This window comes from Streptomyces sp. NPDC028907 (assembly GCF_055564995.1).
Window position 1 is genome coordinate 813,030 of sequence record NZ_JBVHVE010000001.1, and the last position, 19,026, is coordinate 832,055.

Here is a 19,026-nt window from a genome sequence, read left to right on the forward strand (position 1 = left end):
ACTTTGTTCCTCCACGGTACAAAACCGATCCCGATCGCGCCACCGCCTCCAGAAACCGTTCACCGACAGTTCAGCCGGCCGGCGCCCGACCTCACCCGGTGATCGCCTCCCACAGGCTCCACACCCCGAGCCCGAGCATCAGCAACGCCGCCACCTTGGTGATCAGCCGCAACGGCACCCGCCGCATCAGCGCCTTCCCGCCGACGATCCCGAGCCCCGCCACGGCCCACAGCGCCAGCACCGCCCCGATGCCGACCGACAGCGGGTCGTCGTACCGGGCCGCGAGGTTCGCCGTCATGATCTGGGTCAGATCCCCGAACTCGGCGACCAGGATGAGCATGAAGCCGGCCCCCGACACCTTCCAGAAGGACTGGTTCTCGGGCTTGCGGATCTCCTCCTCGTCCTCGTCCTTCTTCCTGAGCAGCACCGCCGCGCCACCCAGGAAGAGCACGCCGGTCACCGCGTGCACGATCTGCTGCGGCAACAGCGTCAGCACACTGCCGGCCGCCACGGCGAGGGCGACATGCAGCGCGAACGCGGCGGCGACGCCGGCGAAGACGTAGGAGGCGCGATAGCGCGTGCCGAGGACGAGCCCGGCGAGTGCGGTCTTGTCGGGCAGTTCGGCGAGGAAGACGACGCCGAAGACGACGGCCGTCACGGTGAAGCTGATCAAGGTTCCTCAATCGGTCGGGGCCGCCCCACCGAGAGCGATGCTGCACTGCGACTGCGCTGCGACACCTCGGCACGGCAGCACACGTAGGCACCCGCACCATGGGGCACGGGTGTGCACTGCTTGCCGAAGGTCTCGCTGGCCGACCTCGTGGACGAGGTCCGCCTCCGGGCGCCGGCTCAGGCGAGCTGAGCAGTATGTCGACGGTCCGGCGAAGAGCTACTCCCCTTCTGCGCTCCCCATGATACGAGATCGTTTCGCCGTAAACCTTGTTATGTCATGTACGCGTCATTAACTTCTTACCCGACGCACACCTCCCGGCAACAGGGCGCCGCGAGCATTCCATCGCTCGCCCGCCAACACCCCCACCTCCCAAGGGAGTTCGCACATGTCGAAGTTCTACGCGCGTCGACGCGTCAGCATACTCGCGGCGCTCACCGGTGTCATAGCCTCCGTCGGACTCTTCAACGGCCCGACCGCCTCCGCCGCGCTCCCCACCCCCGTCAGCGGCGCCACCGCCCGCAGCTACCTGGCCCAGCTCACCGTGGCCACCGAGGACCGCACCGGCTACGACCGTGACCTCTTCCCGCACTGGATCACCCAGTCCGGCACCTGCAACACCCGCGAGACGGTCCTCAAGCGCGACGGCTCGGGAGTCGTGACCAACTCCTCCTGCGCCGCCACCAGCGGCAGCTGGTACTCCCCGTACGACGGCGCCACCTGGACCGCCGCCTCCGACGTCGACATCGACCACCTGGTCCCGCTGGCCGAGGCCTGGGACTCCGGCGCCGACAGCTGGACCACCTCCCGGCGCCAGTCGTTCGCCAACGACCTGACCCGCCCGCAGCTGATCGCGGTCACCGACAACGTCAACCAGGCCAAGGGCGACCAGGACCCGGCCACCTGGATGCCGGCGCGCACGGCCTACCGCTGCACGTACGTCCGCGCCTGGGTCCAGGTGAAGTACTACTACGACCTCTCGGTCGACTCGGCGGAGAAGTCCGCCCTCACGAACTACCTCGCGAACTGCTGACGGCACCGACCGCAACCGTCCGAGTTCGGCAAACCGTGACCTGCGGAACCTCCCCGCCCACCTCCGTCGTTCCGTACCGTACGGGGCGACGGAGGAGGGCATTGACGTGGCCGAACTGCGCCTTGGACCACTGCTGAGGTATGCCGACGGCTCGTCCGCGACCGTGTGGGTCGAGGCGAGCCGTCCGTGCACCGCCGAGGTGCGCGGCGCGGACGGCGCCCGCGGCACGTCCCGCACCTTCCAGATCGCGGGCCACCACTACGCCCTGATCCCGGTGACCGGCCTGACCCCGGGTTCCTCCGAGGCCTACGAGGTCCACCTCGACGGCACACGCGTGTGGCCGCTGCCCGACAGCCCGTTCCCGCCCTCCGTCATCCGCGCCCCGGCCGAGGGCGACACGGTCCGGCTCGCCTTCGGCTCCTGCCGCTGGGCCGCGCCACCGGCCGACGAGGAGGATCCGGTCGGCCCGGACGCCCTCGACACGCTGGCCGCCCGGATCGCGGCCGACCCGGACGGCGAGCGGCCCGACGTACTGGTCCTGCTGGGCGACCAGGTGTACGCCGACGAGACCTCCAAGGCGACCAGGCGCTGGCTGGCCGCCCGGCGCGATCTGCGCGACCCGCCGGGCGACGAGGTCGCGGACTACGAGGAGTACACCCGCCTCTACTACGAGTCCTGGCTCGACCCGGAGGTGCGGTGGCTGCTCTCCACCGTGCCCAGCTGCATGATCTTCGACGATCACGACGTCATCGACGACTGGAACACCTCCGCCGCCTGGCTCGCCGACATGCGGACCACCCCGTGGTGGCGGGAGCGGCTGCTGAGCGGGCTGATGTCGTACTGGGTGCACCAGCACCTGGGGAACCTCCCACCGGCCGAGCTCGCCGCGGACCCGCTCTACGCCGCGGTACGCGAAACCCCCGACGGCACCGATCTGTTGCGCTCCTTCGCCTGCCGGGCGGACGCCGACCCGGCGTCCGTGCGCTGGAGCTACCGGCGTGACTTCGGCCGCGTACGGCTGCTGATGGTGGACACGCGGGCGGCCCGGGTCCTGGACGAGGACGCGCGCTCGATGCTCAACGCGGGCGAGGCCCGCTGGCTGCGCGAGCAGGCCCTGGACGCGCCCGGCTCCTACGACCACCTCCTCATCGGTACGTCCCTCCCCTGGCTGCTGCCGCACCTGGTGCACGACGCCGAGGCGTGGAACGCGGCCCTGTGCCGGGGCGAGCGCGGGGAGCGCTGGGCGCGGTTCGGGGAGAACCTGCGGCGGCGGGCGGACCTGGAGCACTGGGCGGCGTTCCCGTCGTCCTTCGACGCCCTGGCCGCACTGATCGCCGAGGCCGGGTCGGGCGCGCGGGCTCCGGCGACGGTGTGCGTGCTCTCCGGCGACGTCCACCACGCCTACGTGGCCGAACCGGCCTGGCCGACCGGCACCGGCCCCACCGCCCGCGTCTTCCAACTGACCTGCTCCCCCGTCCACAACGCCATCCCGCTGGCCATCCGACTCGGCTTCCGCTTCGGCTGGAGCGGGCCGGCCCGGGTGCTGGGTCGCCGCTTCGCCGGGCACGGCGGCTGCCCCACCCCGCCGATCGACTGGCGCCGCACAGGCGGCCCCTGGTTCGGCAACCAGCTCATGACCCTGACCCTGCGGGGACGTTCGGCGCGGCTGCGGCTGGAGCAGGCGCGTGTGCCGCGCGGGGGTGCTGCGCGGCTTCGGACGGTGGCGGAGTCGGAACTCACGCCGTGAGAGTGCGGCCGGTCGCCTGAGGGCTCGGGGCTGTCGGTGCGATGGCGACTGACGACGGGGTGGACGTGACACAGCGGCACGTATCGCCTGATCGACCGTCAGGGGCGGGCGCGTCCCGGCCGGTTCGCGTCGGGTGTGCCTACGGAGGGTGTGCACCGGGTGACGGCGGCGGGGGCACGGCCGGGTGTGGATTCGGTCACTCTTTCGGACGCCGATGCGGTGGCGAGAGCCGCGCTACGGTGCGGTTGCTTCCGGGGTGGATGGGGACGCCGACAGCAAAACCTGGCCAAATGTTGAACTTGCAAGTGTTGATTAGGGCTACCTAACGTGGGGGCTACCGATCAGTATCCGTCTCCGCACCGTTCCTCAAAAGGACCGGTAAACCCCAGACCGAGGGAGTCCCCCACATGACCGGACGCCTCAACAGCGCCCAGCCGTACGCCATCGGCCTGTTCCGCATAGTCGTCGGCCTGCTCTTCGCCTGCCACGGCGCCAACACGCTCTTCGGCACCTTCGGAGGCGAGACCGTCGAGACCGGCACCTGGCCCGGCTGGTTCGCCGCCGTGATCGAACTCGTGGGCGGCAGCCTGGTGCTGCTCGGCCTGGGCACCCGTGCCGCGGCGTTCATATCCTCCGGCGCCATGGCGTACGCGTACTTCAAGGTCCACCAGCCACAGGCACTGTGGCCCATCGAGAACAGCGGCGAAGGTGCCGTCATGTACTGCTGGGCCATGTTCCTGCTGATCTTCACGGGCTCCGGCGCGTTCGGACTGGACCGCCTGTTCGCCAAGCGCCCCGAGGCGCAGAGCCGGACGGCGGCCGACAAGACGCCGGTGGCGGCCTGACGCCCGTTGGCGGCACGGGGCTCCGCCCTTGCATGACGGCTGGATGACGGCTGGATGACGGCGCCCGTACCTGCGCGGCCCACGCGGGTACGGGCGCCGTTCCGCCTGCGTACCGGCGGCAGCCGGGTGAAGATGCTGTGCCGAACACACGAGCCCCCGATGAATCTCCTGTCACACCCCCGGCGTACGCTGTATGGCTGTCATAGGCCGCACCTGCCGCTCCCCCGCGACGTCGCGGCACGGCACGGACTGGCCACGGGGGTAAACGGGGAGTTGCGGTGCTCGAGGGTCTCGAGGACATGGGTTCGCTGACGGCGGCCCCATGGATCTATGTGGTCGTAGGACTGTCGGTCCTGCTGGACGTGTTCGTCCCCGTCCTGCCCAGTGGCGTCCTGGTGATCACGGCCGCGACGGCGGCCGCCGCGGGGACGGGCGCCGCGACCGGCCAGGTCCCCGGCGAGGTCCCCGACATCCTGGCCCTGACCCTCTGCGCCGCCACCGCCTCCGTCCTGGGCGACCTGGTCGCCTACCGCCTCGCCTGGCGCGGCGGCGCCCGCCTGGACCGCGCGATCGCCCGCTCCCGCCGCCTCACATCAGCGCAGGAACGTCTCGGCACGGCCCTCGCCCGAGGCGGCGGCGCCCTGGTCGTCCTGGCCCGCTTCGCCCCCGCGGGCCGCTCAGTGGTCTCCCTCAGCGCCGGCGCCACCCACCGCAGCCCCCGCGACTTCCTCCCCTGGTCCGCCCTGGCCGGCCTCACCTGGGCCACCTACAGCGTGGCCCTCGGCTACTTCGGCGCCCAGTGGCTGGGCGCCACCTGGCTGGCCACTGCCGTCTCGGTCGCGGCCCTGTTCGCGGCGGGTGCGGTGGCCACGTATGTGATGCGCCGGAAGCCGGCGTAGACGCTCCGCATGTGCGCTCCACTGGGGGCGGGGGGAGTCGACGCGCGCTTCGACGGCGGGGTCGGCCGACGTGGGGAAGCCATCGGCGACATGGTGACTGCCATGCGGGTACCGGCGGTCCGGTGACTGCCGTGCGGGTGCCGGCGATCCGGTGACTGCCATGCGGGTACCGGAGATCCGGTGACTGCCGTGTGCGCGCAGCCGACCTGGTGACTGCCCGCGGGTGCAGCCGAACCGATGACTGGCCGCGCGATCACGACCGACCGCCGACTGTCGCGCGCGCACAACCGACCAGCGACTGACCACCCGGGCACTGCCGACCCGACGACTGCCGCGCGCACAACCGACCGCCGACTGACCACCCGGGCACAGCCAACCCCACGACTGCCACACGCGCACAACCGACCGCCGACTGACCACCCGGGCACAGCCAACCCCACGACCTGGCCGTGCGGGTCCAGCCGACCCGACGACTACCGCGCCGGGCACCACCGACCGGCGACTGACCAGGCAGGCACAGCCGACCGCCGACTGACCAGGCAGGCACAACCGACCGCCGACTGACCAGGCAGGCACAACCGACCGCCGACTGACCAGGCAGGCACAACCGACCGGCGACTGACCAGGCAGGCACAGCCGACCCGCGAGTGGGCCGTGCGTGCCCCATCGCGCGGCAAGGCCCGCCCCCCGGCGCGGCGTCCGCCGACGTGCTGCCGGCCCCTGTCCCGACCGTGCCCTTGCCTGCGGCCCTACCCGGCCTTGCGCGCCACCGCGCCGGCCCCTCGCACCTCCAGCCCGTCGAGCAGTTCGGCCGTGGCGGCCGCGATGGCGTCGACGGCGTGGTCGAAGACCTCGCGGTTGTGGGCGGCCGGGGCGCGGAAGCCGGAGACCTTGCGGACGTACTGGAGGGCGGCGGCTCGGATCTCGTCCTCGGTCGCCTCTTCGGGCAGTACGGGCGGACGGAGTGTCTTGATACTGCGGCACATGTCGAACAGTCTCCCTCGGAGAGGGGCCCGTCTGCCATGATCACGTCGAGGCGGCCACCGCGATTGGGGCCGACCGACGAGAGGAAACGCATGACTGCGCAACGAACGACGGCGGGAGAGACCACCGCGAACGACCGGCTCACCGTGGCGGTGCTGGGCCCGGGCGGCATCGGCGGCCTGCTCGCCGCGCTGCTGTCCAGGGCCGGCCACCGTGTCGTCTGCCTGGCCGGTGACGAGACGGCCGAGGCCCTGCGGACGAACGGAATCCAGGTCCGCAGCGCCCTCTTCGGTGACTTCACGGCCCAGGTGGAGGCGGACACCGAGCTCCGTGAACCGGTCGACGCCTGTCTGATCGCGGTCAAGGCCACCGCCCTGGACGCGGCCCTGACCCGCGTCCCGCCCACCGCGCTCGGCGACGGCGCCCTGGTCGTCCCGTTCCTGAACGGCGTGGAGCACCCGGCGTCCCTCCGCGCCCGCTACCGCCCGGACCGTGTCGCCCCCGCCGTGATCCGCGCCGAGTCGACCCGCGTCGCCCCGGGGCATATCGAACACGCCAGCCCGTTCGCCGAGATCGACCTCACCGGCGACTCGGTCCCCCGCGACCGCCTCGACACCCTGGCGCAAGCCCTCGACACGGCCGGCCCCACCACCCGTGTCCTGACCGACGAGACGGCGGCCCTCTGGGCGAAGATGTCGTTCCTGGCCCCCTTCGCCCTGCTGACCACCCGCCACGGCCTCCCCCTCGGCGACGTACGCACCCGCCACCGCGAGCAGTTGACGTCCCTGGTCGAGGAGACGGCGGCCGTCAGCCGCGCCTGCGGCGGCCCCGCCGACCCGGCCCAGGCCCTCGCCCGCTACGACGCCTTCCCTCCGGGCACGAAGTCGTCGATGCAGCGCGACGCCGAGGCCGGGCGTCCCCTCGAACTGGACGCCATCGGCGGCGCGTTGCTGCGCGCGGCGGAGCACCATGGGATTTCCACGCCGGTCACGACCGGGCTGGTGCGTGAGTTGAGGGAGGCCGGCCACTAGCCGACCGGGCCCGGGTGAGCCTCCCGCTCACCCGCCCACACACCCGTTCGCATGAACCACCCAAACAAGCTCGCCACCCAAAATCGAACAGGCGTAGCATTGGCTCGTGGCTACGCCCTATGACTTTCCGAGTGACCTGCTCGCCGGTCAGGAGGAGCTGCATCAGGTCCGGGCCGAGCTGTCGGCCCTCCTGAAGCGGCTCCCCTGGTCGGTCGTGCCCCTGGACGCCTTCAGCGACGACAACGGCTGGCGCAAGGTCGAGCGCCCAGCCTCCCCCGGCTGGACGGAGGACGAACAGGCCCAGGTGGAGAAGCTCCGCCGCCGCGAACACGAACTCACGGTCTTCATCAGCGGCCACCGCTACTGGTCGGAACTCGCCGGAGCCGAACGGGTCGACGCCCGCTCCCAGCTGAAGCACGCCCATGAGGCGTCGGCGCCGCAGGAGGGCTGAAAAGGCGAAGGACCCCGGCCGCGAACGGCGGGGTCCTCTACCGCGGTGGGCGCGGACGGTTTCGAACCGCCGACATCCTGCTTGTAAGGCAGGCGCTCTACCCCTGAGCTACGCACCCGAGAACGAGTCGACAGCCTACCCTGCCAGGGGCCATGTCCCGCAAACCCGTATCGGGGCCGTCCTGGGGTTATCCCCACCTCGGATCCGGGAGCGGCCCGGATCCCGAGCGGTCCCCCGGATCCGTACGGTCGAATCACCATCCGAATCCTGGGCCCTGAAGGGCAGGTCTCAGGGAGTCTCAGGGGGAGATCGTCATGGCCCGTACCGTTCCGGTTGCCGTCCGCGCTGTCGCCGCCGTCGGAGTCGTCGTGGCGCTCGTCGGGGGGCTTGCCGCGTGCGGGGCCTCTGCCGGGGACGACAAGGAACCCGAGCACCGGTCCTTCGCGCTGGAGGGGCGGACGCTGACCGTGGACTCGGACGACTCGGCGTTGGAGATCATCGCCGCCGACGGGAACGAGGCGGGGACGGTCGAGGTGACGCGGTGGTTCCAGGGGACGGTCGCGATCGGCTCGGATCCGAAGGTGACGTGGTCGATGGAGGACGACCGGCTGGTGCTGCGGGAGAAGTGCTCGGGCATGATCGCGAACTGCTCGACGAAGCACCGCATCGAGGTGCCGCGCGGCGTCACGGTGAAGGTGAAGGACGGGGACGGGAGTGTGCGGGCGCGGGGGTTCCGGGATCCGTTGAGCGTTCAGACCGGGGACGGGTCCGTGCGGGTCACCGACTCCAGCGGGCCGCTGGACCTGCGGACGGGCGACGGTTCCGTACGGGTCTGGGGCGTGTCCTCGCGCACGGTGCAGGCGCGGACCGGTGACGGCTCGATCCGGCTCGAACTCGGCACCGTGCCGGATCTGGTGGAGACCCGCAGCGGCGACGGCTCGGTGACGGTCGAGCTGCCCCGGGCGACGTACGACGTGACGACCGAGACCGGCGACGGGGCGGTCGACGTGTCCGTGCCCCGGGACAACACCAGCCCGCACGAGGTCTCCGCGCGTACCGGCGACGGAAAAGTCACGGTGCGAACCGCGAACTAACCGGCCCGTGTGTTCGTCCTAAACCGGTGGGAGAATGAACCGGGCAGGGTGAATGACAGCACGGGAGAGGGATGTGACGGCGACACCTCCGCAGCCGAACTCGCCGTCAGCGCCGCGCGCGCAGACCGACCCGGAGTGCGTGCGGGCCGACACCGTCGGCCCTGTCCCGTACGGCACCCGCCGCGCCCTGCGTGACACCCTCGCCCTCGCCGCCCTCCCCGCCCTCGTCGCCCTCGCCCTGCCCGCCGCGTTCGCCGGCGGCGGTACCCGGCGCTGGTTCGGCGGGCGGGCCGAGAGCCAGCGGGCCGAGGCGCAGGCCGCGAAGGACGCAGCGGCGGCCGCGTTCTACGAGCTGGACACCGCCCAGCGGGATCTGCGGATCTCGATCGAGACGATCACGGCCGTCGACGACTCTCCGGCCGCCCGCCGGGCCATCAGCGACTTCGAGGCGCTCGGGCGGCGTATCGACGAGGTCAGCCACCAGTACATCCAGGCCGTCGACGCCCATGACCTCGACCGCGACGACCTGGAGGCCTCGGTCGCCGCCCGGGCCCGTGGCGAGCTGACCAAGGCCAAGGACGACCTGGACAACGTCAAGCGGGAGCTGGAGAGGTTCACGGACGGGCTGGGGCCGCTGCTCGGCAAGGCCGAGACCCAGCTGGCCCGTCTCGCCCCGGCCGTCGAGCGCGCCCGGCAGGGCCTGCTGGCCGCCTCGAACGCGCTGGACGCCGTACGGGCGTCGGGGCTGCGGGCGGACGACCTCGCGGCGCGGCTCGCGACGCTCGGTCCGGAGCTGACCAAGCTGAACCAGGGTGCCGGGCAGCATGGCCTCCCGCAGACGCTGGAGCGGGCCGAGCGGGTCGCGCGGTCGGCGGAAGCGGTCCGGGTGGAGGCCGAGCGGCTGCCGGAGCGGGCCGCCGAGATCGATCACCGGCTGGTGTCGCTGCGGACCCGCGCGCAGGCGCTGACCACCCGTGCCGGGCAGGTCGAGCCGGTGCTGAGCGAGCTGCGGCGGCGGTTCACGGTGGCGTGCTGGCAGGACCTCCAGGGGGTGCCGGACGGGGCCGCGGAGAACGTACGGCAGGCCGAGCTGAAGCTGAAGGAGGCGCAGGCCGCGCGGGAGGAGCAGCGCTGGCCGGACGCCACCGCGCTGCTGTCGACGGTGCGGGCGCTGCTGAACAGCACCGACGAGTCGGTGTCGGCGGCCGGTGACCGGCTGCGGCGGCTGAACGCCGTGCAGAAGGATCCACAGCAGGAGATCGACCGGACACGGTTCGCGATCCGGGACGCCCAGCGGCTGGCCATGTCGGGGCGGAACACCCCGGATCCGCGGCACGCGCGGCCGCTGGACGACTCGGTAGCCCGACTGGAGCGGGCGATGGGCACGCTGGAGGGGCGTCACCCGGACTACTGGCACTTCCTGACCGAGACGGAGGCGGTACGGCGGACGGTGGCCCGGGTCGTCGCCCAGATCCGCGAGGAGCGCGGGGCCGGGCACTGAGCCGGGCGGTCGTACCGCCTCCGTCCGTGGTGATCAGGTGCGGTAGGCGTAGTAGGCGGCGTTCGGGTCCGACGCGATGAGGCTGGCCAGCGAGCGCCGGTAGGTGTTCGTGGAGTGGTACGTCAGATACGGCACGCCCTGCGGGCTGCGGTAGGTGACGATCATCGTGTGGTCCTTGGACCCGTTCTTGTCGAAGTCCATCTGGAGCACGTCGCCGATGTCCATCTGGTAGACGTTGGTGAGGCTGGTGGTCCGCTTGGAGTTCTGGGCGAACCAGGACCACTCGTTGACGCCGACGAACGAGTGCGACTGGATCTCGGCGTTGCCGAACCACTTCGTGTAGTCGTAGACGTAGCCGGGCACGTGCTTCCAGCCGCCGGCCTTCAGGGCCTGGCTGACGAAGTTGGTGCAGTCGCCGCCCGCGCCCTGACCGTTGAAGTCCGGGTAGTCCTTGTTGTAGTTCCTCCAGTACCTCTCCGCGTACGCCGCCATGCCCTTGTAGTCGAGGGCCGTGCCCGTGAGGGTCTTGGGCTTGGCCGGGGCGGGGTAGGTGGTCGCGGCGCGCGGGGCGGACGGCATGGTGTCGTCCACGGCGGGCGCCTTCACGGACGGCTTGGCGAGGGTGTTCACCGCGACGCCCTGGTCGGTGTCGCGGATGCCGGTCAGCTGCCAGTCGCCGTGCCGGTCGGCGGTGAAGGTGAGTTCGTGGTGGGCCTGGAAGCCGGTGGTCGTCGGCTCGTCGCCGCGCACCTTGGCGTAGGTCAGGGTCGTGGTCTCGGTGACGGCGGCCTTCGCCGTACGGCCCGTCACGCGCGTGGCGTCCAGCGTGACGGCGGTGTCGGCCTTGCGGTACCGCTCGCCGAGCCGCGCGAGCAGGTCCTTGCGCCGGTCCAGCGCGGACAGGGCGGTGTCCTCGGCGCGGGCCGTGCGGGAGGACAGGCGTACGTCGCCGGCGAAGCCGTCGGTCAGCGGCTTCCGGGTGCGTTCGCCGTCGACCAGGGCCTGGGTGCGGTCGGTGAAGACCGCGTCCGCCAACCGCTGGAAGGTGGCCCTGGTCGTGGCGTCCACCGTCGGGTCGTCGGCTACCGCGGCGCCGGCGCTCCAGGTGGGCGGCAGTGCCGCCGAGGCGGCGATCGAGGCGACGGCGGCCGCGACTATGGTGGCGCGGCGGCGCGTACTGATCGGTGTTCTTGATCTCACGGGGATTCTCCTCGCCCGGGGTGGTCGAACCCGGGTGAGGAATCTTTACACCATCTCCCCAACTCCCCCACACTCGGGGGTGGTTGAACGCGCACCGAGTCCTCGTCCGGCTACTTCACGACCGTCGACCAGTCCGGCGACTGCGCCGGGTCCAGACCGCGCAGCCGCCGCAGGGTCTCCGGCTTCTGTGCGTCCATCCAGTCGGCGAGCTCCCTGAAGGACACGCACTTGACGTCCTTCTTGGTGCAGACGTTCTTGATGACCTGGTCGACGGCCTTCATGTAGATGCCGCCGTTCCACTCCTCGAAGTGGTTGCCGACGAACAGCGGCGCCCGGCTGCCGTAGTAGACCCGGTTGAAGCCGGCCATGTACGTGTCGAGCGTCTCCTGCTGCCACTCGGCGTGCCGGGCCGGGTCGCCGTCGGTCTCGCCGTCGGACTGGTTGTAGAGGAAGTTGAAGTCCATGGACAGGCCCTGGAAGTCGCCGCCCTCGTACGGGAGCATCTGGAGCGGGAAGTCCCAGATGCCGTTCTTCTTCGTGGGCCATATCTGGAAGTCGCCGGTGGAGCTGGCGTCGTAGCGCCAGCCGTAGCTCTTGGCGGCCTTCAGCAGGTTCCCCTGGCCCTCCAGACAGGGCGCCCGGCCGCCGGTGACCTCCTCGCGGATGTCGAACGGCAGTGGGGCGAGGTCGGTGTAGCCGGTGTTGGTCTTCCACTTCTCCACGAAGGCGTAGAACTGGTCGATCTCGCTCTTCCACTCGTCGACGCTCCAGTGGCCGCCGCCGCGGATACCGCAGAAGTGGCCGTTGAAGTGGGTGCCGATCTCGTGCCCCTCCTTCCACGCCTTGCCGAGCTGTTCCAGCGTGGTGCGGATGTGCGCGTCGGTGGGGTAGCTGATGGCCGCGGCCCCCTTGTCGTGCTGCGGCGGGGCGTAGAGCTTCGCCTTGCCCTTGGGCAGCAGGTAGATGCCGGTGAGGAAGAACGTCATGTGGGCGTCGTACTTCTCGGCCAGCTCCCGGTAGTGCGCGAAGAGCTGGTCGTCGCCCGCCAGGGCACCGTCCCAGGAGAAGACGACGAACTGGGGCGGCTTCTCACCGGGTTTGAGCCGCTTCGGCTTCAACGTGCCCTTCTGCGGCCCGGTGTACGAGGTCGAGCCGTCGCCGAGCACCTTCGTCCTCCCGTCCCACTCGGGCCTCTCGGAGGGCCTTGCGGGCGGTTCCTCCGTGACTGAGCCGCCCCGGTCGCCGGCGGACGCGATCGGTGTGGTGCGGTCCGAGCCGGTCAGGCTCGTGTAGGCCACGGGGACCACCAAGGCGAAGAGGAGGACAGCCACCGCCAGCGCTCCCAGACGGACGGAATGCTCGGATGCGCGTGCCCGGCGATGGCTTGCGTGGGCTCGGCGGCGGCCGGGTTTCGACGACATGGGCGGGCCATTCTGCGAGGGGGGTGGGGGCGTGCGGTGGCGGGTCGCCGGGTCAGTCGAGACCCAGGGCGCCGGCCCAGATGCCGTACGGGACGCTGTCGTCGGGTGTGCCGGCGACGCCCTTCAGCGGCAGGGGTTCGAGGCTCTTGGCGAGATCGATGCGGTAGGCCACGACGGCCGTCGACACCGAGGCGGCGGTGCCGACGTACCAGGCCGCGGTGTCGTCCTGGGTGGTGCCGGTCTTGCCGCTGACGCGCGGGGCGGAGGCGGCGGTGGCCGGATGGGCGAGGGCGAAGGAGTCCCGCAGGGCGGACTGGACCTGCTCGGCCACCTTCGCCGGCACCGCACGCCGGGAGGCCGGCCCGGCCAGCCGCACCTTGGAGCCGTTGCGCGTGATCCGGGCCACCGAGTACGGCTCGACATGCCTGCCCGCGGCGGCGAACGTGGCGTATCCGCTCGCCATCCGGATCGCGCTGGGCGTGGCACTGCCCAGGGACAGCGCCGGCACCTGCGGCCCGAAGCTGGAGCCGAGCAGACCGGCCGCCTCGGCGGTCCGGCGCACCTTGTCCAGGCCGGTGTCCATGCCGAGCTGCATGAACGGGGTGTTCACCGACAGGGCGAGCGCCTTGTGCAGACTGATCCGTCCGTGGTCCTCCCCGCCGTCGTTGCGAGCCCTGACCTGTTTGCCGCCGCGGTCCCAGTAGGGCCCCTCGGGCGTCATGACCGGGATCCCGTCGTCGCCGTCGTACAGCGTCTGCGGTGTCACCTCGGTCGCGGCGCCGTCGCGGGTCTTGCGGACGCCGTTGTCGAGGGCGGAGGCGTAGACGAAGGGCAGGAAGGCCGAACCGGCGGGCACGGTGGTCGCGTTGGACTCGTTGTAGCCCTGCGTACGGTGGTCGGGGCCGCCGTGGACCGCGAGGATCCGTCCGTCGGCGGCCACCGAGGCGGCACCGTAGTGCGCGGTCTTCGCCGTCGCCGGGTGATCCTCGCGCGCCTGCTTGCGGGCCCTGGTCACGGCGTCGGTGAGCGCGGTCTCCCGTTCGCGGTCGAAGGTCGTGTAGATCTGGTAGCCGCCGAGGTCGAACTGCTGGTCCGTCAGGTGCGCGGCCTTCTTGGCGTACTGCGCGGCCAGCTCCACCAGGTAGTCGCTCTGCGTGCCGGTGTCGTAGCCCTGCGTCTGCTTCAGCGGCTCGGGGAACGTCCGGTACTTCGCCCGCTCGGCCGGCGACAGCCTGCCGATGTCGACCATGCGGTCGAGGATCCAGGACCAGCGCTCCACCGCCCGCGCGTGGTTGGCCCCGCTCAGCGCGGGGTCGTAGAGGGCGGCGCCCTTGAGGAGGGAGGCGAGGAACGCGGCCTCGCTGACGTTCAGCTCCCCGACCTCCTTGCCGTAGTAGGCCTGGGCGGCGCGCTGCATGCCGTAGGTGCCGCGGCCGAACCAGCTGGTGTTGAGGTAGCCCTCCAGGATGTCGTCCTTGCTCATCCGGTTGTCGAGCTTGAGGGCGAGCATGGCCTCGGTGAACTTGCGGCCCACCGAGCGGTCCTGGTTGAGGTAGACGTTCTTGACGTACTGCTGGGTGATCGTGGAGCCGCCCTGGGTGTCGCCCTCGCCGAAGGTGCGCCACACGGCGCGGGTGACGCCGCTGAGGGAGATGCCGGGGTCGGAGTAGAAGCTGGCGTTCTCCGCGGCGAGCACCGCCCAGCGGACGTCGTCGGGTATGTCCTTCAGCGGCATGTCCTGCCGCCGCACCCAGCCGGTGCGGGCCATGGGCGTCCCGTCGGACCAGAAGTAGACGTTGTCCTGCTGGGTCGCGTACGAGTTGAGGTTCTCCGGGATGTCCGTGGCGGCGTACGCCACCGTCAGGGCCGCGGTGGTCAGGCCGAGGAAGGTCAGCGCGACACCGAGCCACTGCCGCCAGGAGGGCATCCAGCGGCGCCAGCCGGTGCGGCCGGGGCGCGGGTAGTGGGGCCGCAGGCGGCTCAGGTGCGCCGCCCACGGGGCGGCGGCCGTCCTGAGGCGGGACAGGGCCGGGAGCCGTGTGGCCTTCCGGCGGTGCCCCGGGGTGCGGGACTCCGCTGTGTCGCGGTCGCCTGTGCGGGATAACTCCGCATCGACCGTCCGTAATTGCACGGTCTCGTCCGGCGGGAGCGCGGGGACCTTCAACTGCATGGTCTCGTCCGGCTCCTGCCCAGCCCTGGTCACGGCTGCGCCCCTCCCCGCATTCGGTCGTGCCCGCGAGGAAGGGCATGGCCGCCGCGGTCAACGGCAGCGCGCCCCCTGTTCCCCCGGCCTTACGGCTCCTCGCGGCGATCGAAAACTATCAGTGCTCTTTTCAATTTCTCCACACTGGTATCGGACAGGCCCGAGCACAAACAGTCGCAGAGGGGTGGGTAACCGGTCAGGCCGATTAGTCTTTGGGCATGCCTCGCTATGAGTACCGGTGCCGCAGCTGCGGTGACACGTTTGAACTGAGCCGTCCGATGGCGGAGTCCTCCGCGCCCGCCGCGTGCCCTGCGGGGCATGAAGACACGGTGAAGCTTCTGTCGACGGTGGCTGTGGGCGGGACGGCGTCCGCCCCCGCGGTGCCCAAGGCGGGCGGCGGGGGCGGCGGGTGTTGCGGTGGCGGGTGTTGTGGCTAGGTAGATCGGGTGCGTTTTTGGCTGCGGGTGTGTGTGGGGGCTGGTCGCGCGGTTCCCCGCGCCCCTAGCGGGGCGCTCTCGTGCGGGTTGCCTTCAGGAACTCCCGCAGGATGCGCTCGCCCGCCAGAACGCCCCGCTCCGGCAGTGCGCTGATCGCCGGGGCGGTCCAGTCGGCGTCGGCCAGCTCGCCGTGGCCCGGGCGCCAGCCCTTGTCCGCGGCCAGTAGCAGGTCGGCGTCCAGCAAGGAGTCGCCGGCCGCCAGAGTCAGGTCCGCGCCCGTCCTCCGGGCCACCTCGTGCACTGCGGCGCTCTTGGTGAGGGGCTTGGGGACGGCGTAGATCTTGCGGCCCTGCAAGGAGACCGTCCAGCCGCGGTTCTCCGCCCATACCGCGAGCTCCTTCACCCACTCCTCGGGCAGCAGCTCGCGCTCGACGACGAGGTAGGCGAAGAGGTCCTCGGCGATGCGGTGCTTGCGCACCCATGCCGGGGACGCCGTGGCCATCAGATGGTCCTGGATCTCCGCGAGGGGCGCGCACTGTTCGGCCAGGCGGGACTGGACCTGGGCGTGCCAGTCGGGGTCGGTGACGCCGTCCACGAGCAGATGGCCGCCGTTGGCGCAGATCGCGTACTTCGGCGCGGGGCCCGGCAGGTTGATGCGCTGGTACTGCTTGCGGGTCCGGGTCGTCGTCGGCACGAAGACCGCCGTGTCACCGAGGTCGGTCAGGAGCTGGGCCGCCGTCTCCGTCATGTACGACAGGGGCCGGGCCTCGTGCACCTCCACGCAGAGCAGCCTGGGCGCCCGCGCGTCCGGCATGGTCAGCGCGAGGGCCGCGGCGGAGTAGATGAGCGTACGGTCGAGATCGCTCGCCACCAGCACCGGCATCAGAGGTTCACCGCCTTGCCGTCGGCACCCGTCGCGCCCCGCGTGTACTTGGGGTGGATCAACCCCACGCAGGTGTACGGCAGTTCCGCCACCTCTTCCACCGGTACCCCTCTCTGTTCGGCCAGCAGTCGGACATGGTCCAGGTCGGCGCCGGCACCGGCCCGCGCCAGGATCTTCCAGGGCACCCGGCGCAGCAGCACCCGCGTGGTCTCGCCGACGCCCGGCTTGACGAGGTTCACGTCGTGGATGCCGTACTCCTCGCTGATGCGCTCGACGGCGGCCCAGCCCTCCCAGGTCGGCGCGCGGTCGCCGGACAGCAGCTCCTTGGCGGTCGCCTCGACGGCGTCCACGACCTCCGGGAAGCGGGCGGAGACGGCGTCCAGGAAGGCCACGGAGACGTCCGCGTCGGCGAGTTCGCGGTAGAACTTCGCGCCGTGGTAGTCGTGCGGGCCGACCAGGTCGGCGCGCAGGACGGTGCGCGAGATCAGGCCGGAGACGGTCGAGTTGAGGCACGCGGACGGGATGAGGTAGTCGTCGCGGGTGCCGTACGTCCGCACGCACGAGCCCGGGTCGGCCAGTACGGCGATCTCCGGGTCGAAGCCGGTGATGCCGTCGGAGGTCTCGAACTCCCGTATCGCCTCGGCCAGTTCGCGGGTGATGGCACCCTTGCCGGTCCAGCCGTCGACGAAGACGACGTCACGCGGGTCGTGGTGGGCGGCCAGCCAGCGCAGGGCGTTGGCGTCGATGCCGCGGCCGCGCACGATCGACACGGCGTAGTGGGGCAGTTCGAGGCCGTGCCGGAACTGGGCCCAGCGGCGCATGAGGATGCCGACGGGGGTACCGGCGCGGGCGAGGGAGACGAGCACCGGGCGCGGTGACCGCTCGGCGAGGACGAGCTCGGTGACGGCAGCGGCCGCCTGTGCCAGTCGCGCCGCCGTCTCCTCCAGCGCCGCGTGGAACAGCGCCTGGTACTGCTCGCTCGGCTGGTACTCCACCGGCAGCGACTCGGCGTAGTGCGCGCCCCCGCTCTGGATGGCCTCCTCGCGCTCCTCGGTCGGCGCCTCCAGCGTCACGTCCGAGAGGTCCTGGAGCAGCCAGCCGACCTCTTCGGGGTCGTACGAGGAGAAGGCGGGGCCGCGGAGGGGCTCGGGCAGCATCGGGGGCCTTTCGGGACTGGCAGGGGGTGGTCCGGGGACGTAGGACGGTACGACCGCGAGCAGGACGTGCGGGGTGTGCGCGGCGAGCTGCCCCAACAGGCCCTCGGGGGCGTGCAGTTCGGGGGTGTCGGCGACCGAGTCGACCACGGCTATGACGGCGTCGAAGCCGGCGCCCGCGACGTTGTAGGCGTAGCGCTCGCCGGGGCCGTCGGCCGGGTCGTCGTGGGCCGGGAAGGTCAGGCGGGTCCGTATCGCGTACCCCGGGTCGTCGACCGCGAGGACGGGTGAGCGGGTGGTGGTCGAGTAGCGGACCTCCACGTCGGCGCTCCGCTCCAGCTCGCGGGCGATGCGCAGGGGGGCGTACATCAGCTCCTCGAAGCCGAGGACGAGGACGCGGCGTGCGTCGGCGGGGAGTGCCTCTGCCAGTCGGGCGGCCATGGCGGGGAGGGCGGCTTCGAGCCGGGTTCGGTGGGCGGGGGTGAAGCCGTGACGGCCGCCGTCGGGGAGGCCGGGGGGCCAGTGCAGGTCTATGCGGGTGGGGTGGGGGTGGGTGCGCTCGTCTGCCGGGTGCGGCTCGGTGGGGGCTGGTCGCGCAGTTCCCCACGCCCCTGGGGGGTTGCCCTTCTGGTCGGCTCCAACGGCAACGCCGCCGTTTGGGGGCGCGGGGAACTGCGCGACCGGCCCCGACGCGCCCGCACTCGACGACGAACCCTCCACGGCACTCTCGGCCTCGAACCACGCCACCAACGCCTGCCCCTTCTCCAACACCCCCTCCGGCAGCCGTACGGTTCCAGAAGCCGCCGCGACCAGGTCCACGCGGGCGTCGATCTCGTGGGCGAAGTCCTCCAGTCGCCCGGCGTCGGCCGCCGACCGCATGTCCACCAGAGCGACCACGACGTACCGCCGCCGCGGATACCGCTCGTGCAGATCCCGGATGGTGTTCAGCACCGTGTTCCCGGTGGAGAACTCGTCGTCGACCAGAACCAGCGGCCCGTCCCCCGCCAGCAGGGCAGGATCCTCCGGCAGCAGCAGATGGGACGTGGCGTGCGAGTGGGACTCCTCGAAGCCGCCCGCGCGGGCGACCCCGGTGACCGGGCGGCGCGTGGAATGCAGGTACGGGGCGGAGCCCACCCCGTCGGCGACGGCGTGTCCTAGCCCGGTCGCGGTCTCCGCGTAACCGAGGACGACCGCCCTGGCAGCCTCCTCCGCGCCCAAGAGCTCCCGCACCCGGCGCCCGAGGGCGAACCCGGCCCCGTACACCACGGACGGCGACTGCGGCACATGCTTGCCGAGCACGTTGGACACCAGCAGATGCGCCCGCTTGGGATTGCGCCGCAGGGCCAGCCCCAGCATCTGCTCGAGCTCGTCGTCGCCCACGAGCTGGACTCCGAGCCGCTCGGCGACCCAGCTCCCGGACCAGACCCCGTTGTTCACTGCGTTGTTCATGCGTCCCTTGGAAATATCGGAGAT

Annotated in this window: 16 protein-coding genes and 1 tRNA gene; 9 read left to right on the forward strand and 8 right to left on the reverse strand. The window is 71.5% G+C overall.

Features of this window, described 5'->3' with window-relative positions:
- Positions 1 to 91 precede the first annotated feature (91 nt).
- Complete coding sequence (locus ACZ4UU_RS03615) at positions 92 to 673, reverse strand: TMEM165/GDT1 family protein (protein ID WP_468036249.1); 582 nt, start codon at positions 671 to 673, stop codon at positions 92 to 94.
- A 385-nt stretch (positions 674 to 1,058) separates the two neighbouring features.
- Here ACZ4UU_RS03615 and ACZ4UU_RS03620 point away from each other — a divergent pair, with 385 nt between their 5' ends.
- The 4 genes from ACZ4UU_RS03620 (at position 1,059) to ACZ4UU_RS03635 (ending at position 5,194) form a co-directional block, all read left to right on the forward strand.
- The gene (locus ACZ4UU_RS03620; protein WP_468036250.1) at positions 1,059 to 1,703 is read left to right on the forward strand and encodes an HNH endonuclease family protein; all 645 of its coding nucleotides are present in this window, start codon (positions 1,059 to 1,061) and stop codon (positions 1,701 to 1,703) included.
- A 106-nt stretch (positions 1,704 to 1,809) separates the two neighbouring features.
- Positions 1,810 to 3,450: an alkaline phosphatase D family protein gene (locus ACZ4UU_RS03625; protein ID WP_468036251.1), complete on the forward strand. Its 1,641-nt coding sequence runs from the start codon at positions 1,810 to 1,812 to the stop codon at positions 3,448 to 3,450.
- A gap of 407 nt (positions 3,451 to 3,857) precedes the next feature.
- Entirely contained in the window at positions 3,858 to 4,295 is a 438-nt protein-coding gene (locus ACZ4UU_RS03630; RefSeq protein ID WP_468036252.1) for a DoxX family protein, read from the forward strand.
- 299 nt (positions 4,296 to 4,594) lie between these two features.
- The gene (locus ACZ4UU_RS03635; RefSeq protein WP_468036416.1) at positions 4,595 to 5,194 is read left to right on the forward strand and encodes a DedA family protein; all 600 of its coding nucleotides are present in this window, start codon (positions 4,595 to 4,597) and stop codon (positions 5,192 to 5,194) included.
- Positions 5,195 to 5,943: 749 nt separating this feature from the next.
- Here the strand turns inward: ACZ4UU_RS03635 and ACZ4UU_RS03640 are convergent.
- The gene (locus tag ACZ4UU_RS03640) at positions 5,944 to 6,180 is read right to left on the reverse strand and encodes a DUF2277 domain-containing protein (protein WP_468036253.1); all 237 of its coding nucleotides are present in this window, start codon (positions 6,178 to 6,180) and stop codon (positions 5,944 to 5,946) included.
- 90 nt (positions 6,181 to 6,270) lie between these two features.
- Between ACZ4UU_RS03640 and ACZ4UU_RS03645 the strand changes: the two genes are divergently transcribed.
- Entirely contained in the window at positions 6,271 to 7,209 is a 939-nt protein-coding gene (locus tag ACZ4UU_RS03645) for a ketopantoate reductase family protein (protein WP_468036254.1), read from the forward strand.
- Positions 7,210 to 7,315: 106 nt separating this feature from the next.
- Entirely contained in the window at positions 7,316 to 7,660 is a 345-nt protein-coding gene (locus tag ACZ4UU_RS03650; protein ID WP_468036255.1) for a hypothetical protein, read from the forward strand.
- A 46-nt stretch (positions 7,661 to 7,706) separates the two neighbouring features.
- Here the strand turns inward: ACZ4UU_RS03650 and ACZ4UU_RS03655 are convergent.
- A tRNA-Val gene (locus ACZ4UU_RS03655) sits at positions 7,707 to 7,778 on the reverse strand.
- A gap of 196 nt (positions 7,779 to 7,974) precedes the next feature.
- Here ACZ4UU_RS03655 and ACZ4UU_RS03660 point away from each other — a divergent pair.
- Together ACZ4UU_RS03660 and ACZ4UU_RS03665 are read left to right on the forward strand one after the other, a co-directional pair.
- The gene (locus ACZ4UU_RS03660) at positions 7,975 to 8,754 is read left to right on the forward strand and encodes a DUF4097 family beta strand repeat-containing protein (RefSeq protein WP_468036256.1); all 780 of its coding nucleotides are present in this window, start codon (positions 7,975 to 7,977) and stop codon (positions 8,752 to 8,754) included.
- Between the two features lie 73 nt (positions 8,755 to 8,827).
- Positions 8,828 to 10,255: a hypothetical protein gene (locus ACZ4UU_RS03665; RefSeq protein WP_468036257.1), complete on the forward strand. Its 1,428-nt coding sequence runs from the start codon at positions 8,828 to 8,830 to the stop codon at positions 10,253 to 10,255.
- Positions 10,256 to 10,288: 33 nt separating this feature from the next.
- Here the strand turns inward: ACZ4UU_RS03665 and ACZ4UU_RS03670 are convergent, their stop codons facing one another.
- From ACZ4UU_RS03670 to ACZ4UU_RS03680, 3 genes are all read right to left on the reverse strand, one after another.
- On the reverse strand, positions 10,289 to 11,455 hold the full coding sequence (locus tag ACZ4UU_RS03670) for an amidase domain-containing protein (RefSeq protein WP_468036258.1): 1,167 nt from the start codon (positions 11,453 to 11,455) through the stop codon (positions 10,289 to 10,291).
- Between the two features lie 110 nt (positions 11,456 to 11,565).
- The gene (locus tag ACZ4UU_RS03675) at positions 11,566 to 12,876 is read right to left on the reverse strand and encodes a polysaccharide deacetylase family protein (protein ID WP_468036259.1); all 1,311 of its coding nucleotides are present in this window, start codon (positions 12,874 to 12,876) and stop codon (positions 11,566 to 11,568) included.
- Positions 12,877 to 12,928: 52 nt separating this feature from the next.
- Complete coding sequence (locus ACZ4UU_RS03680; RefSeq protein WP_468036260.1) at positions 12,929 to 15,046, reverse strand: transglycosylase domain-containing protein; 2,118 nt, start codon at positions 15,044 to 15,046, stop codon at positions 12,929 to 12,931.
- Positions 15,047 to 15,297: 251 nt separating this feature from the next.
- Here ACZ4UU_RS03680 and ACZ4UU_RS03685 point away from each other — a divergent pair, with 251 nt between their 5' ends.
- A complete protein-coding gene (locus tag ACZ4UU_RS03685) occupies positions 15,298 to 15,516 on the forward strand; it encodes an FmdB family zinc ribbon protein (protein WP_079056472.1) in 219 nt (72 codons plus the stop codon).
- A 64-nt stretch (positions 15,517 to 15,580) separates the two neighbouring features.
- Here the strand turns inward: ACZ4UU_RS03685 and ACZ4UU_RS03690 are convergent, their stop codons facing one another.
- Both ACZ4UU_RS03690 and ACZ4UU_RS03695 read right to left on the reverse strand, forming a co-directional pair.
- Positions 15,581 to 16,399 (reverse strand): HAD family hydrolase, encoded by an 819-nt coding sequence (locus ACZ4UU_RS03690; RefSeq protein ID WP_468036261.1) that lies wholly within the window; start codon positions 16,397 to 16,399, stop codon positions 15,581 to 15,583.
- The gene (locus ACZ4UU_RS03695) at positions 16,399 to 19,002 is read right to left on the reverse strand and encodes a phosphoribosyltransferase (RefSeq protein ID WP_468036262.1); all 2,604 of its coding nucleotides are present in this window, start codon (positions 19,000 to 19,002) and stop codon (positions 16,399 to 16,401) included. The genes ACZ4UU_RS03690 and ACZ4UU_RS03695 overlap by 1 nt, the downstream gene beginning before the upstream one ends.
- Positions 19,003 to 19,026: the final 24 nt, after the last annotated feature.